The sequence below is a fragment of the Amycolatopsis thermoflava N1165 genome (genome assembly GCF_000473265.1).
Classification (GTDB): Bacteria; Actinomycetota; Actinomycetes; order Mycobacteriales; family Pseudonocardiaceae; genus Amycolatopsis_E; species Amycolatopsis_E thermoflava.
The window spans coordinates 6,598,886-6,613,332 of sequence record NZ_KI421511.1 but is presented as its reverse complement, the minus strand read 5'-3'; the positions used below and the strand labels follow the sequence as shown (position 1 = coordinate 6,613,332).

Genomic DNA, 14,447 nt, shown 5'->3' with positions numbered 1-14,447 from the left:
GCGTGAGCGCGCCCCAGATCACGTTGACCATCCGGCACACGCCGTCCGCACTCGACACCCGGCGCGGCATCGTCCGCCTGCACCCGGAGGTCCTCGACGCGCTCGGCCTGCGCGCCTGGGACGCCGTGCATCTCACCGGCGCCCGGGTGAGCGCCGCGCTCGCCGCGCCCGGCGACGCGGCCGGGACGCCCGGGTTCGTCTTCGCCGACGACGTGACCCTGTCCAACCTCGGCGTCACCGAGGGCTCGGAGGTCGTGGTCGCGCCGGCGGACGTCACGCAGGCCCGCTCGGTCACCGTCGCCGGGTCGCGGCTGGCCAGCGCGTCGGTGTCGCCGAACACGCTGCGGCTCGCGCTCACCGGGAAGGTCCTGACGGTCGGCGACGCGGTGTCGCTCCTCCCGCAGGATTTAGCGCCGGCTCCGGGCTCGGACGTGACGACCGTCCGCGGCCAGTTGTCCCGCGCGATCGGCGCAGGCTGGACCACCGAACTGCTCACGGTCACCGCGACCGAGCCCGGCGGGCCGGTCGTGATCTGCCCGTCCACGGTGGTCAGCTGGCGGGACGGCGCCCAGTCGAACGCACAGTCGAGCGCCCACTCGAGCGCACAGTCGAGCGCACCGGCGACGGCAGCTCCGGTGGCCGCCCCGCGGGCGGAACCCGAGGCGACCCCCGAGCCGGAGGAGCCCGCCCCGCCGGTCAGCGACCTGTGCGGCGCGCACGACCAGGCCCGCACCCTGGCCGAGTGGGTCGACCTGACGTTCCGGCGCCCCGACCTGCTGGCCCGGTTGGGCACCTCCGCCCGGCTGGGGGTGCTGCTGTCCGGCGCGGAGGGCGTGGGCAAGGCGACGCTCGTCCGGTCGGTCGCGGCGGCCGAGGACCTCCGCCTGGTCACGCTGGCCGCGCCGTCGATCGCCGTGCTGGAGCCGAACGCGATCGCCACCCGGCTGCGTGAGGCGATCGACCAGGCCGCCGCGGGCGGTCCGGCGGTGCTGCTGATCACCGACATCGACACGTTGCTGCCGGCGACCCAGCCGCCGCCCGTCGCGACCGTGGTGCTGGATGAGCTGCGCGGCGCGCTGACGCGCCCGGATCTCGCGGTGGTCGCCACCACCGCCCGCCCCGAGGCGTGCGATCCGCGGCTGCGCGCGGCCGATCTGCTCGACCGCGAACTCGCCATCCCGCAGCCGGACGCCCGGATCCGCACCGAGCTGCTGCGCGTGCTGCTGCGGGACGTGCCGCTGGAATCCACTGTGGACCTCGGCGGGATCGCCGACCGGACACCGGGTTTCGTCGCCGCGGACCTGCTGGCGCTGCGCCGGGACGCCGCGGTGCGGGCGGCGCTGCGGCAGCGGGACGTCGAGGAGCCGCGCATCTCGCAGCAGGACCTGCTGGACGCCCTGCAGTCCGTGCGGCCGATCTCGATGTCCACTTCGGACAGCCTGGCGACCGGCGGGCTGACGCTGGAGGATGTCGGCGACATGACCGACGTCAAGCAGTCGCTGACGGAGGCGGTCCTGTGGCCGCTGCGGTACCCGGACTCCTTCGCGCGGCTGGGGATCGCGCCGCCGCGCGGGGTGCTGCTGTACGGGCCGCCCGGTGGCGGCAAGACGTTCCTGGTGCGCGCGCTGGCGGGCACCGGCGCCCTCAACGTGTTCGCGGTCAAGGGCGCCGAACTGCTGGACAAGTGGGTCGGCGAATCGGAGCGTGCGGTGCGGGAGTTGTTCCGCAAGGCCGCCGACGCCTCGCCGTCGCTGGTGTTCCTCGACGAGATCGACGCGCTCGCGCCGCGCCGCGGCCAGTCCGGTGACTCCGGGGTGTCGGACCGGGTGGTCGCCGCGCTGCTCACCGAGCTGGACGGAGTCGAGCCGATGCGGGACGTGGTCGTGCTCGGCGCGACCAACCGGCCGGAGCTGGTCGACCCGGCCCTGCTGCGCCCCGGGCGGCTGGAGCGGCTGGTGTACGTGCCGCCGCCGGACGCGCAGGCGCGGGCCGACATCCTCCGCGCCACCGCCAGGCACACGCCGCTGGCGTCCGATGTGGACCTGGACGCGGTCGCGGCCGAGCTGGACGGCTACTCGGCGGCGGACTGCGCGGCGCTGATCCGGGAGGCCGCGCTCACGGCGATGCGCGAGTCGCTGGAGGCCGCCGAGGTGAGCGCGGCGCACCTGGACACGGCGCGCAAGACGGTGCGGCCCTCGCTGGACCCGGCACAGCTGGCCGCGCTGGAGGCCTACGCGAAGAACCGGGCCTGACACGCGGAAGGGCGGCCGGGAGCGCCGGCCGCCCTTCCGAAAGCCCGGGTTCAGGAACCCTTGACCTGCGAGCCCTTGTAGTCGTTGGTGACGATCACGATGACACCGGGGCTCGCGTCCTGGATGCCCGCGAACCGCGGCTCGACCTTCATGCCGAACGCGATGGCCAGCGAGCGCGCCGCGGTTTCCTCGTCCGTGCCCGGCGTGAAGTACACCGTGGTGGTCGGGATGATGCCCTGCGGGTAGTTACCGACCTCGACGACGTTCCAGCCGTTCGCGCGCAGCTCGTCGGCGGCACGGGCGGCCAGGCCGTGGATGGTGCTGTTGTTGTAGACCCGCACCGGCACCCACTTGGCCGCGGTCTGGTCGGCTGGCACCCCGCCGTCACCCGCGCCAGGGGCTCCCGTCGTGCCGCCCGGCTGGGTCGCCGTGCCACCGGGCGCGCCGGGCGTCGCGGTGTCCGTCGGCTGCCCGGGCGGCGGTGTCTCGGAGGCCGGCGGGACCGGGCTCGACGGCGCCGGCTCCGTGGGGCTCGCGCCCGTGGTCTCGGTCGGCGCGGTCGTCCCGTCCGTGGCCGTCGGGCTCGGCGCCGCGGTCTGGCCGTTGTCCCCGTCGCCGTTCAGCGCGGTGATGCCACCGATCACGACCGCCACGAGAGCGACCCCGATCAGCACCACACCGGCCAGGCGCAGCGGGCGGGACAGGCCCTGCAGAAAGTTCATAGCGCCTCGATCCCCAGTCGCCGGGCGACCCGCTTGCGCTGCCGCGCGGTGCGCATCTTGCGCAGCCGCTTCACCAGCATCGGGTCGGCGCGCATCGCTTCCTCTTTGTCGAGGAGCTGGTTGAGCAGCTGGTAGTACCGGGTGGGCGAGAGGCCGAACTCTTCGCGGACGGCCTGTTCCTTGGCCCCCGCGTAGCGCCACCACTGGCGTTCGAACGCCAGCACCTTGAGCTCACGGGGCGTGAGCCCGCCCTCGTCGCCGGTGGGCTCGGGCGACGGCCGGTCGCCTCCGGCCATCGACTCCGCGGCGTCCATCTGACTCCTCAAATCGCAAACCACACGGTTGTGATCCCGCGGGCGTCATTCAACCACGGGTCGAGGGTCTGGTTGTGGGATCACGGCCCGGCGCGTCACGGCTCGTCCGCTGGGTACGATCGCGGATTGTGACCATCCACCCGATCCGGATCGCCGGTGACCCGGTGCTGCACAACCCCACCCGCGAGGTGGAGAAGTTCGACGACGAGCTGCGCACCCTCACCGACGACATGTTCGAGACCATGTACGCCGCCGAAGGGGTGGGGCTGGCGGCCAACCAGATCGGCGTCGACCTGCGCGTCTTCGTCTACGACTGCCCCGACGACCAGGGTGTGCGGCACAAGGGCCTGGTGGTCAACCCGAGGCTGGAGACCTCCGAGATCCCGGAGACCATGCCCGATCCCGACGACGACTGGGAGGGCTGCCTGTCCGCGCCCGGCGAGTCGTACCCGACGGGGCGGGCGAGCTGGGCCAAGGTCACCGGCTTCGACCTGGACGGCAACCCGATCGAGGTCGAGGGCACCGGGTACTTCGCGCGCTGCCTGCAGCACGAGACCGACCACCTGGACGGCTACATCTACCTGGACCGCCTGGTCGGCCGCCACGCGCGCGACGCGAAGCGCATGCTCAAGCGCAACAAGTGGGGCGTGCCCGGCCTGTCCTGGCTGCCCGGCTCGGAGTGAGCTTTCGCCCTCGGTGAACGAGAGGGCTTTCCGCGTGCCCGCGAGCGCACACTGGTTATTGATGTAAGTGTGTAATCGCGGGGTGGTGGTGGCGGTGGATGACGCCGATGCCCTCGACGCCTATTCACGCTCGGTGAGCACGGTGGCCGCCGAGGTGACGCCGCACGTGGCGAGTGTGCGGCTGTCCCGGGGCAGCGGTTCGGCGGTCGTGTTCGCCGACGACGGGCACCTGGTGACGAACGCGCACGTGGTCGGCGGCGGCACGCACGGCACGGCGACGTACTCGGACGGCACCGAGGCGCGGTTCACGGTGGTCGGCGCGGATCCGTTGTCGGACCTGGCCGTGCTGCGCGCGTCGGAGGCGCCGAGCGCGGCCCGGATGGGCGACGCGGACAAGCTGGTCGTCGGGCAGCTCGTGGTGGCGATCGGCAGCCCGCTCGGGCTCGCCGGTTCGGTGACCGCGGGTGTGGTCAGCGCGCTGGGCCGGTCGCTGCCGGTGCAGACCCGCAGCGCCGGGCGGGTGATCGAGAACGTGATCCAGACCGACGCTGCCCTGAACCCGGGCAACTCGGGCGGCGCGCTGGCGGATTCGGCAGGCCGGGTGGTGGGGGTCAACACCGCGGTCGCCGGGTTCGGACTCGGTCTCGCGGTGCCGATCAACGACACCACCCGGCGGATCATCGACACGCTGCTGGTGGAGGGCCGGGTGCGGCGGGCGTACCTCGGGGTGGTCGGGGTGCCGGCGCCGTTGCCGGACGAGGTCGCCGAGCACACCGGGCAGCACGCCGGGCTGCGGATCGTGGAGGTGGTGCGCGGCGGGCCGGCCGAACGGGCGGGGCTGCGGCCGGGCGACCTGGTGCTGACCGTGGGGCGGTCGCGGATCACGGACGCGCAGGACATCCAGCGGCAGCTGTTCGCCGAGGTGATCGGCACGCGGCTGGCCATCACGGTGCTGAGGAACGGCGCGATGGTCGACGTGTTCGCGACGCCGAGCGAGCTGGTGAGCTAGAAGGCCGCGGTGGCGAGCACGAGGTCGAACGGCGCGGGCAGGCGGATCTCCTCGCCGAAGGACACCTGCTCCGAGCGGCGGTAGTGCCCGTCGACGGGATCCGAGAACAGGGTGACCGACGGCTTCGGCTCGGCGTACCGGTCGATCAGGAGGTAGATCTCCACCACCAGTTCCGCGGCCTCCGCCGGAACGGGCACGTTGTCCGGACGGGACAGCAGTTCGTGGTGCGGAACCACGACCAGGCCGGGCACGTAGAGCCGGCTCGCGCTCCGAATGGAGACGCCGAGCTTCTGCAGGATGGCCCGATCCTCCGGGACCGACCGCACCAGGGTGCGATGGACCGACGCGGCGATCCTGCTGTGCCCGTTGTCGACGGGCGGCGTCAGTGTCACCCCTGCCGGGGTGATCTCCGCCCGCCAGCCCTCGGGCACGTCGAGGTTCTGCCACTCGCGAAGCCGAGTTTCCCAGTTGCCCATCCGCCGCAGCCTAGAAGGGCGTTTCCCGTGGTCAACCGCGGTCCGGCACGCCTGCCCGCGGCCCTCAGGCGAGCTTCAGCAGCAGCTCGCTCAGCTCCACCGGCATCGTGATCATGCAGTCGTGGCCCGTGGGCAGTTCCCAAACCTCCGCGGGCGTTCCGTTGGGCTGCACGGCGGGCACGGGGCGGCGGGAGAAGCCCTCGGGTTTGACGGTGCAGTGGATGTGCGTCCGCGGGATCGCTCGCGTCGCCGGGTTGTCCAGTCGCACCGGTTGCTGCAGGCAGCGCACCGGCTGGTCGGACAGCATCGTGCGCAACCAGGCGACGTCGTCGGGATCGGTGACGCCGAACAGGCCGGCCGGCGGGGGCAGCTCGGGCATCGGCGGAACGCGCCAGCCACTTTCGGAGGCCAGCGCCAGATCGATCAGCCCCTGGGTGACGGGCAGGACGTCCGCCGCGGATTCGCCGTCCTCCGGGACCATCGCGTCCAGGTACACCAGCCGCGCGATCCGGTCCGGCAGCTCGTTCGCCACCGACGAGATCACCAGCCCGGCGTAGCTGTGCCCGACGAGCACCACGTCGGTGAGGTCCTCCTCGCGGATCAGCCCGGTCACGTCCGCGACGTGCGTGTCGAGGCCGACCTCGGGGCCGGCCAGGTGCGCCGTGTCGCCGTAGCCGGTCAGCGTCGGCGCGAGCACGCGGTGCCCGGCCGCCTCCAGCAACGGCGTCACCCGCGTCCAGCACTCCCCGGTGTGCCACGCGCCGTGCACCAGCAGGTAGGTCGTCATCGTTCGCTCCGATCAGAAACGGGACACTGTCCCGGTTAACATACGGGACAGTGTCCCGCTTAGCTAGCACCGGGTGGGAGAATGGGGCCGTGGACGACAGCGCACCCAAGCGGGCCGACGCGCGGCGCAACCAGAAAGCCCTGCTCGACGCGGCGGCCGCGGTCTTCGTCGCGTCCGGGGTGGAGGCGCCGATCCGCGACATCGCGGCCAAGGCGGGCGTCGGGACCGCCACGATCTACCGCCACTTCCCCACGCGGGCGGACCTGATCATCGCCGTCTACCGGCACCAGGTGGAGGCGCTCGCCGAGGCCGGTCCGGCGCTGCTCGCCGCGAGCGCGACCCCGTACGCAGCCCTCGCGGAGTGGCTCGACCGGTTCGTCGACTTCGTGATCACCAAGCAGGGCCTGCCCGCGGTGCTGCAGTCCGACGACCCCTGCTACGACCCCCTGCACTCCTACTTCCTGGAGCGGCTCGTCCCGGTCTGCACGGGACTACTCGAAGCCGCGGCGGCCGAGATCCGCGGCGGCCTCGACGCCTACGAGCTGATGCGCGGCATCGGCGGCCTGTGCGCGGGCGCGAACAGCAAGCACCCCTACGACGCACGCCGCCTGGTCGGCCTGCTCGTCGCCGGGCTGCGCCGGCCGGACTGAAGGCCTCCGCCGCGGTGGAGGGCCGACACCGCCAGCCCGCCAAGCACGCCGACCGCGCCCAGCAACGGCAGCGCGCCCAGCGCGACGCCGGCCGACAACGCGCGCCCGCCCAGCCACGCGCCCGCGCTGATGCCCAGGTTGAAGATCGACGTGTAGACCGCGACCGCGAGTGTCGGCGCTCCGGCGGCGGCCACCACCACCCGCGTCTGCAGCCCGGGGACCAGCGCGAACGCCACCGCGCCCAGCGCGAACACGCCCACCACCGCCCCGGCTCGCACCGAAGCGATCACCGCGAAGAGGACCAGCGCCGCCGCCAGCACCGCGATGAGCACCCGCAGCGAAGCCCACGGCCACCGGTCCGCGAGCCGCCCACCGGCCAGATTCCCGCACAGCGCGCCCGCGCCGAACACCATGAGCAGCACGACCACCCCGCCGGGCGGGAAGACCCGGCCGAGGATCGGCGACAGGTAGGTGTAGGCCACGAAGAACCCGGTCTCCGCCACCAGCGTCACCGCCAGCAGCACCAGCACCGGCCGTGTCACGAGCGCCCGCAGCTCCGGCCCCAGCCGCGGCGGCTCCGCGGTCCGGGTGGCCGGCACCAGCAGCGCGACCGCCGCCATCGCGGCCAGCGCCACGACCGCCAGCAGCCAGAACGACGTCCGCCACCCGTACGCCTCGCCCACGAGGGTGCCCAGTGGCGCGCCGAGGACGGTCGCGAGGTTCAGTCCGGTCGACACGAAGGCGATGGCCCACCCGCGCTTCGACGGGTGGACCATCGACGCGGCCAGCACGAGCGCGATCGCGAAGAACGTGCTGTGCGTCAGCGCGGTGACCACCCGCGCGGCCAGCAGCACGCCGAACCCGGTCGCACTCGCCGCGAGCGCATTGCCCGCCGCGAACACCGCGACCAGCCCCAGCAGCGCCGCCTTGCGCGGGACCCGCAGGGTCGCGGCCGTCACGAGCGGACCGCCGATGGTCACCGTCAGCGCGTACCCGGCCACGAGCAGGCCTGCCGAGGGCACCGGCACCCGCAGGTCGGCCGACAACGCGGGGAGCAGTCCGATCACGAGCGTCTCCGCCGTGACGACCACGAAGAGACAGGCGCCGAGCGCGATCAGCGCGGCCGTGGTTCGCATGATCGTCAACCTAGGGGCTGACATCGGTGTGAATCTCCAGCGCGGGTGAGCGGTCTCACCGTCGTGCTCTTGAGGTCTGCCGCGGGACGTGGCATGGTCGGACGGACAACCGAACACGCGGGAGCTCGCGCCTTGGCGGGCTGAGAGGGCGGCTGGTGTCCGTTGGGACCCGGCGCCGCCGACCGCTGAACCTGACCGGGTAATGCCGGCGTAGGGAGTATTTCTAGTGACGACGCTGGAAAACGGCAAGAACGTCGCGCCGACCGTGACCACCGGGCCGATCACCGGGTCCCGGAAGGTCTACCACCACACCGAAAACGGGCTGAAGGTCCCGGCCCGCCGCATCGAACTCAGCAACGGCGACCACTTCGACGTCTACGACACCTCCGGCCCGTACACCGACCCCGACGTCGCGATCGACGTCCACAGTGGACTTGCGCCGCTGCGCGCCGAGTGGATCGCGAACCGGGAGCACAACACGCAGCTGGGCTTCGCGAAGGCCGGCGTGATCACCCGCGAGATGGAGTTCATCGCCGCGCGCGAGCGGGTCACGCCCGAGTTCGTGCGCGACGAGGTGGCCGCGGGCCGCGCGGTCATCCCCGTCAACCGCAACCACCCGGAGAGCGAGCCCGCGATCATCGGGAAGAACTTCCTGGTGAAGGTCAACGCGAACATGGGCAACTCGGCCGTGTGGTCGTCGGTCGAGGAGGAGGTCGACAAGATGGTGTGGGCGACCCGCTGGGGCGCCGACACGATCATGGACCTGTCCACCGGCAAGCGCATCCACGAAACCCGCGAGTGGATCATGCGGAACTCGCCCGTCCCGGTCGGCACCGTGCCGATCTACCAGGCGCTGGAGAAGGTCGACGGCGATCCGGCGAAGCTGTCCTGGGAGGTCTACCGGGACACCGTGATCGAGCAGTGCGAGCAGGGCGTGGACTACATGACCGTGCACGCCGGCGTGCTGCTGCGCTACATCCCGCTGACGGCGAACCGGGTCACCGGCATCGTCTCCCGCGGCGGTTCGATCATGGCCGCGTGGTGCCTGGCGCACCACAAGGAGTCGTTCCTCTACACGCACTTCGAGGAACTCTGCGAGATCCTGCGCGCCTACGACGTGACGTTCTCGCTCGGCGACGGCCTGCGCCCCGGCTCGATCGCGGACGCCAACGACCGCGCCCAGTTCGCGGAGCTGGAGACGCTCGGCGAGCTCACGCACATCGCGCGCGCCCACGACGTCCAGGTGATGATCGAGGGCCCCGGCCACGTGCCGATGCACAAGATCAAGGAGAACGTGGAGCTGGAGGAACGGCTCTGCGGCGAGGCTCCGTTCTACACCCTCGGTCCACTCACGACGGACATCGCGCCGGCCTACGACCACATCACCTCGGCCATCGGCGCGGCGCAGATCGGCTGGTACGGCACGGCGATGCTGTGCTACGTCACGCCGAAGGAGCACCTCGGCCTGCCCAACCGGGACGACGTGAAGGCCGGCGTGATCGCCTACAAGATCGCCGCGCACGCCGCGGACCTCGCCAAGGGCCACCAGTACGCCCAGGACTGGGACGACGAGCTGTCCAAGGCGCGTTTCGAGTTCCGGTGGACCGACCAGTTCAACCTCTCGCTCGACCCGGACACCGCGCGCTCGTTCCACGACGAAACGCTGCCGGCCGAGCCCGCCAAGACGGCGCACTTCTGCTCGATGTGCGGGCCGAAGTTCTGCTCCATGCGGATCACGCAGGACGTCCGCAAGTACGCCGAGGAGCACGGGCTGTCCACTGTGGATGCTATCGAGGCCGGGATGCAGGAGAAGTCGGCCGAGTTCGCCGAGAACGGCAAGCAGGTCTACCTCCCGGTGGTCCAGCCGTAATGAGCGTCACCCCGAAGACCGCGCTGACCATCGCCGGGAGCGATTCCGGCGGCGGGGCGGGGATCCAGGCCGACCTGCGGACGTTCTTCGCCTGCGGGGTGCACGGGATGACCGCGATCACCGCGGTCACCGTGCAGAACTCCGTCGGCGTGCAGGGCTTCACCGAGATCCCGCCGGACGTGGTGTCGGCGCAGATCAAGGCCGTTGCCGGGGACATGGGCGTGGACGCGGCCAAGACCGGCATGCTGGCGACGGCGGAGATCATCACCGCCGTCGCCAAGACGCTCGACGAGGTCCACATCGGACGCAACGCGGACGTGCCGTTCGTGGTGGACCCGGTGGCGGCGTCGATGCACGGGGACGCCCTGCTGCGCGAGGAGGCGCTGGAAGCCATCCGCACGGAGCTGTTCCCGCGCGCGACGCTGGTAACCCCGAACCTGGACGAGGTCCGGCTGCTCACCGGCGTCGAGGTCACCGACAGGGCCAGCCAGCGCGACGCGGCGCGGGCGCTGCTTGCTCTGGGTCCGATGTGGGTGCTGGTCAAGGGCGGGCACCTCTACGACGACCCGGAGTGCGTCGACCTGCTGTCCGACGGCGTGCAGTTCATCGAGCTGTCCGCGCGGCGGATCGACACGCCGCACACGCACGGCGGCGGGGACACGCTGGCCTCGTCGATCACCGCGTTCCTCGCCAAGGGGCTCGGGGTGCCGGACGCGGTGGACGAGGGCAAGCGGTTCATCGAGCGGTGCGTCGCCGAGGCGTACCCGCTAGGCGAGGGCGTCGGGCCGGTGTCCCCGTTCTGGCGGCTCGCTTGATCGGCGGGTTTGCGACACTGGAGGCATGAGCCAGAACGCGAGTCCGCCTGCCGCCCTGACCATCGCCGGATCCGACTCCGGTGGTGCCGCGGGGTTGCAGGCGGACCTGCGCACGTTCCTGACCTGCGGGGTGCACGGCCTGGTCGCGGTCACGGCGGTGACCGTGCAGAACACGCTCGGCGTGCACGACCGGTCCGACATCCCGGCGCGGATCGTGGCCGGGCAGATCGAGGCGGTCGCCGCGGACATGGGCATGCAGGCGGCGAAGACCGGGATGCTGGCCTCCGCCGAGATCATCGAGGCGGTCGCGGAGGCGTGCGACCGGGCGGAGATCGGGCGGGACTCGAAGGTGCCGTTCGTGGTCGACCCGGTGGCCGCGTCGATGCACGGGCACCCGCTGTTCGACGCGGCCGGGTTGGCCGCGCTGCGGGACCTGCTGCTGCCGCGGGCCGCGGTGATCACGCCCAACCTGGACGAGGTGCGCCTGCTGACCGGGATCGAGGTGACCGACCGCGCGGGCATGCACGACGCGGCGGTGGCGCTGAAGGAGCTCGGGCCGAAGTACGTGCTGGTGAAGAGCGGGCACCTGACCAGTGACCCGGAGTGCGTGGACCTGCTCTACGACGGCCGCACGTTCGTCGAACTGCCCGGGCCGCGGTTCTCCACGCCGCATACGCACGGCGCGGGGGACGCGATGGCGTCGGCGCTGACGGCGGGCCTCGCGCGGGGCATGCCGGTGCCGGAGGCCGCGCGGTTCGGGAAGTGGTTCGTCAGCAACGCGGTCGCGAACTCCTACCCGATGGGCGCGAAGGTCGGTCCGGTGTCCGCCTTCTGGCGGCTGGCGCCGGAGGATCGCTGACTCGCGGGCCACGCCACGGGCCGCCGGGCACGGTCAGGCCCGCGGTTCCGCGCTCCGGCGCGCGAGTTCCGCGCTCCCAGGCGCGAGTACGCACTCCGAGGCGGTAATTCAACCCGCCCGGGCGTGAGCGGCGCCTCCTCGCCACCGCCAATCCCGGGCGTGGTCAGCTCTCGTCGCCGGCCAGCAGTGCTTCCAGCGCCGGCAGCGCCTGCCCCAGCGCGGCCTGGTGCTCCGGCGACAGGCGGTCGATCCGCTTCTGCAGTTCGTGCACGCGCGTGGACCGCAGGTCGAGCAGCATCCGCTCGCCCTGCTGTGTGGCCGTCGCCAGCCAGGCGCGCCGGTCGATGGGATCCGGCTCGCGGCTCGCCCAGCCCGCGTCGACCAGCGAGGCGACAATCCGCGACATCGTCGCGGCCGCCACGCCCTCCTTCGCCGCCAGGTCGCCGAGCCGCATCGGCCCGAAGGCGACCAGCGTCGACAGCGCGGAAATGGAGCCGTGGCCGGGCCCTGGTGTGCCTGCCTGCCGCAGGGACCGGGACAGCCGGCCGACGGCGAGGAACAACCGCCCAGCGACATCCTCGGTTGACTCAACCACTCTTGAGCTCCTTCGCCTCGCCGACCGCTCGGGTGCGGTAAACCATACGTGCTCGCCGCGGCAAACCGAGGTGAAGCCGGGTTTTTCAGCGCGGCGGGCTGGACGCGTGCGCCCAGAACCGCTGCGGGATCCGGCCCGCCTGCCGCGCCAGCCGCCCGGCGACCACCGCCGAGCGCATCGCGTACGCCATCCGTTCGGGGTCCTGTGCCCTGGTGACCGCCGTGGACAGCAGCACCGCGTCGCACCCCAGCTCCATCGCCAGCGCCGCGTCGGACGCCGTGCCGATACCCGCGTCGAGGATGATCGGCACGCCCGCGCGGGCCACGATCAGCTCGATGTTGTGCGGGTTGCGGATGCCCAGCCCGGTGCCGATCGGCGCGCCCAGCGGCATCACCGCGGCACAGCCGGCCTCCTCCAGCCGCAGCGCGAGCACCGGGTCGTCGTTGGTGTAGGCGAACACGGTGAAGCCGTCGGCGACGAGCTGCTCGGCCGCGTCGAGTGTTTCCACCGGGTCGGGCAGCAGCGTCCGGTCGTCGGCGTGCACCTCGAGCTTGATCAGGTCGGTCTCCAGCGCCTCGCGGGCCAGACGCGCGGTCAGCACGGCCTCCGCGGCGCTGCGGCAGCCCGCGGTGTTCGGCAGGAGCCGGATGCCGAGGCGGCGCAGCAGGTCCAGCACGCCGGAGCCGCCCTCGGCGTCCGCGCGGCGAAGCGCGACCGTCGTCAGCTCGGTGCCGGACGCGACGAGCGCCCGTTCCAGCACCGACAGGTTCGCCGCGCCGCCCGTTCCGATGATCAGCCGTGAGCCGAGCTTGTGCTCGCCGATCACGAGCTGGTCGCCGTCGAACATGACCTCACCCACCTTGCACCGCCGTCAGGATCTCCAGCCGCGCGCCCGCGGGGACGGCCCTGGCCGCCCACTCGCCGCGCCGCACGACCTCGCCGTTCATGGCGACCGCGACGCCGCGTTCCGGCGCGTCGACCGCCTTGAGCACGTCGGTCACCGTCGCGTCGTCGGGGACCTCCCGCCACTGCCCGTTGACCTGCACTTCCATCAGACCCCTCCTGTTCCGAGCCGGGCCGGGTCCGCCGCGAGCGCCTCCTCGGGCGGTTTCTCCCCGGCCAGCCAAGCCACGACGGCGTCGGCGGTGACCGGCGCCATGAGCAGACCGTTGCGGTGGTGGCCGGTGGCGGCGAGGACGCCGTCGCCGAGGTCACCGATGAACGGGAGCGTGTCGGTGCTGGCCGCGCGCAGCCCGGCGGCGGTCTCGACCAGCTCGTACTCGTCGATGCTGGGGAAGATCCGCTCGGCGCCTTCGAGCAGCTCGCGCACGCCGCGGGCGCTGACGGTGTCGTCGAAGCCGGCCTCGTACTGGGTCGCGCCGAGGACCAGCTCGCCGCCTTCTCGTGGCACGAGGTACACCGGTCGCCCCTCGACGACGGCGCGCACCGTGCGCGTGGGCGGCGGCAGGCTCGTGCGCCGCGCGCGCAGGCGGAGGATCTCGCCCTTGAGCGGGCGGACACCTCGCGCGAGCACCGGGTGCAGCCGGGCGCTGTGCGCCCCGGCGGCGATGACCACGACGTCGCACCGGACCTCGCAGTGGGCTGTGCGGACGTGGCCGGGTTCGACCGCCGTCGCCTCGTCGCCGGTGAACTCCGCGCCGTGCCGGAGCGCGGCGGCTTCGAGCGCGCGGAGCAGCTTGCGGTTGTCGACCGCCAGGTCGCCGGGCACAAGCAGGCCGCCGCGCACCGCGCCCAGCCCGGGTTCGAGCGAGCGCAGCCTGCGGCCGGTGACCTGTTCGACCTCGCGGCCGACCGACCGCAGGTAGGCGGCGACGATGTCCAGCTGGTCGGCGTCGGCCCGGTCCAGTGCCACGACGACCGTGCCGGCCTGGGAAAGCCCGGGGTCGCCGCCGTCCGCGGCAAGCGCTTGCGCGAACGCCGGCCAGCGCCTCAGGGACTCCTCGCCGAGCGCGAGGGACTCCTCCTCGCCGGGCCAGGCCTCGGTGACGGGGGCCAGCATGCCGCCGGCGACCCAGGACGCGCCGCGGCCGGGCGCGGGATCGACGACGGTGACGCGGTGCCCGGCCGCCGCGGCGCGCCAGGCCACGGACAGGCCGATGACCCCGCCGCCGACGACGGCCACGTGCTGGTTGCTCATGAGAATCACGCTCCCTGCGCCGGCATGATCCGGATCAGGTTCCACGGTCGGAGCGCTGGCAGCTCCCTCTCAGCCCGTGGCTCGGGCTCCCGTGCGGACACCCCTACCCTAACGTGCGAGA

At 72.6% G+C, this 14,447-nt stretch carries 16 protein-coding genes and 2 riboswitches; of the genes, 7 read left to right on the top strand and 9 right to left on the bottom strand.

Annotated features, from left to right (window positions below; all coding sequences use genetic code 11):
- Positions 1-2: 2 nt before the first annotated feature.
- The gene (locus AMYTH_RS0132885; RefSeq protein ID WP_027933791.1) at positions 3-2,252 is read left to right on the top strand and encodes an AAA family ATPase; all 2,250 of its coding nucleotides are present in this window, start codon (positions 3-5) and stop codon (positions 2,250-2,252) included.
- 50 nt (positions 2,253-2,302) lie between these two features.
- Here the strand turns inward: AMYTH_RS0132885 and AMYTH_RS0132880 are convergent, their stop codons facing one another.
- Together AMYTH_RS0132880 and AMYTH_RS0132875 are read right to left on the bottom strand one after the other, a co-directional pair.
- The gene (locus tag AMYTH_RS0132880) at positions 2,303-2,974 is read right to left on the bottom strand and encodes a LytR C-terminal domain-containing protein (protein ID WP_027933790.1); all 672 of its coding nucleotides are present in this window, start codon (positions 2,972-2,974) and stop codon (positions 2,303-2,305) included.
- On the bottom strand, positions 2,971-3,288 hold the full coding sequence (locus AMYTH_RS0132875; protein WP_017985306.1) for a DUF3263 domain-containing protein: 318 nt from the start codon (positions 3,286-3,288) through the stop codon (positions 2,971-2,973). The genes AMYTH_RS0132880 and AMYTH_RS0132875 overlap by 4 nt, the downstream gene beginning before the upstream one ends.
- Before the next feature lie 128 nt (positions 3,289-3,416).
- On the opposite strand from AMYTH_RS0132875, the gene AMYTH_RS0132870 reads away from it, so the two are divergent.
- Both AMYTH_RS0132870 and AMYTH_RS0132865 read left to right on the top strand, forming a co-directional pair.
- Complete coding sequence (locus AMYTH_RS0132870) at positions 3,417-3,971, top strand: peptide deformylase (protein WP_027933789.1); 555 nt, start codon at positions 3,417-3,419, stop codon at positions 3,969-3,971.
- A gap of 94 nt (positions 3,972-4,065) precedes the next feature.
- Positions 4,066-4,980: a S1C family serine protease gene (locus AMYTH_RS0132865; protein WP_037324196.1), complete on the top strand. Its 915-nt coding sequence runs from the start codon at positions 4,066-4,068 to the stop codon at positions 4,978-4,980.
- Here the strand turns inward: AMYTH_RS0132865 and AMYTH_RS0132860 are convergent.
- Both AMYTH_RS0132860 and AMYTH_RS0132855 read right to left on the bottom strand, forming a co-directional pair.
- Positions 4,977-5,456 (bottom strand): PDDEXK family nuclease, encoded by a 480-nt coding sequence (locus tag AMYTH_RS0132860; RefSeq protein WP_027933787.1) that lies wholly within the window; start codon positions 5,454-5,456, stop codon positions 4,977-4,979. The genes AMYTH_RS0132865 and AMYTH_RS0132860 overlap by 4 nt on opposite strands.
- 64 nt (positions 5,457-5,520) lie before the next feature.
- A complete protein-coding gene (locus AMYTH_RS0132855; protein ID WP_027933786.1) occupies positions 5,521-6,243 on the bottom strand; it encodes an alpha/beta fold hydrolase in 723 nt (240 codons plus the stop codon).
- Positions 6,244-6,332: 89 nt separating this feature from the next.
- Here AMYTH_RS0132855 and AMYTH_RS0132850 point away from each other — a divergent pair, with 89 nt between their 5' ends.
- Complete coding sequence (locus AMYTH_RS0132850) at positions 6,333-6,893, top strand: TetR/AcrR family transcriptional regulator (protein WP_027933785.1); 561 nt, start codon at positions 6,333-6,335, stop codon at positions 6,891-6,893.
- On the opposite strand, the gene AMYTH_RS0132845 is transcribed toward AMYTH_RS0132850, so the two are convergent.
- Complete coding sequence (locus AMYTH_RS0132845) at positions 6,836-8,029, bottom strand: MFS transporter (protein ID WP_037322858.1); 1,194 nt, start codon at positions 8,027-8,029, stop codon at positions 6,836-6,838. The two genes, AMYTH_RS0132850 and AMYTH_RS0132845, sit on opposite strands and share 58 nt — an antisense overlap.
- Before the next feature lie 107 nt (positions 8,030-8,136).
- Positions 8,137-8,263: riboswitch (TPP riboswitch) on the top strand.
- Here AMYTH_RS0132845 and thiC point away from each other — a divergent pair.
- From thiC to thiD (AMYTH_RS0132830), 3 genes are all read left to right on the top strand, one after another.
- Positions 8,256-9,899 (top strand): phosphomethylpyrimidine synthase ThiC, encoded by a 1,644-nt coding sequence (gene thiC, locus AMYTH_RS0132840; protein ID WP_084022725.1) that lies wholly within the window; start codon positions 8,256-8,258, stop codon positions 9,897-9,899. It overlaps the preceding riboswitch by 8 nt.
- A complete protein-coding gene (thiD, locus tag AMYTH_RS0132835) occupies positions 9,899-10,714 on the top strand; it encodes a bifunctional hydroxymethylpyrimidine kinase/phosphomethylpyrimidine kinase (protein WP_027933782.1) in 816 nt (271 codons plus the stop codon). Before thiC ends, thiD (AMYTH_RS0132835) begins: the two co-directional genes overlap by 1 nt.
- Before the next feature lie 25 nt (positions 10,715-10,739).
- Entirely contained in the window at positions 10,740-11,573 is an 834-nt protein-coding gene (gene thiD / locus AMYTH_RS0132830) for a bifunctional hydroxymethylpyrimidine kinase/phosphomethylpyrimidine kinase (RefSeq protein WP_027933781.1), read from the top strand.
- Positions 11,574-11,736: 163 nt separating this feature from the next.
- Here thiD (AMYTH_RS0132830) and AMYTH_RS0132825 read toward each other — a convergent pair whose 3' ends face one another.
- The 4 genes from AMYTH_RS0132825 to thiO form a co-directional block, all read right to left on the bottom strand.
- A complete protein-coding gene (locus AMYTH_RS0132825; protein ID WP_027933780.1) occupies positions 11,737-12,168 on the bottom strand; it encodes a MarR family winged helix-turn-helix transcriptional regulator in 432 nt (143 codons plus the stop codon).
- 85 nt (positions 12,169-12,253) lie between these two features.
- Positions 12,254-13,015, bottom strand: coding sequence for a thiazole synthase (gene thiG, locus AMYTH_RS0132820; protein ID WP_051123488.1), 762 nt, complete (start codon positions 13,013-13,015; stop codon positions 12,254-12,256).
- Between the two features lie 4 nt (positions 13,016-13,019).
- Positions 13,020-13,220, bottom strand: a complete 201-nt coding sequence (gene thiS / locus AMYTH_RS0132815; RefSeq protein WP_017985319.1) for a sulfur carrier protein ThiS — start codon at positions 13,218-13,220, stop codon at positions 13,020-13,022.
- Positions 13,220-14,326 (bottom strand): glycine oxidase ThiO, encoded by a 1,107-nt coding sequence (thiO, locus tag AMYTH_RS0132810; RefSeq protein WP_027933779.1) that lies wholly within the window; start codon positions 14,324-14,326, stop codon positions 13,220-13,222. Before thiO ends, thiS begins: the two co-directional genes overlap by 1 nt.
- Positions 14,321-14,429, bottom strand: a riboswitch (TPP riboswitch). Its footprint overlaps the gene before it by 6 nt.
- Positions 14,430-14,447 lie beyond the last annotated feature (18 nt).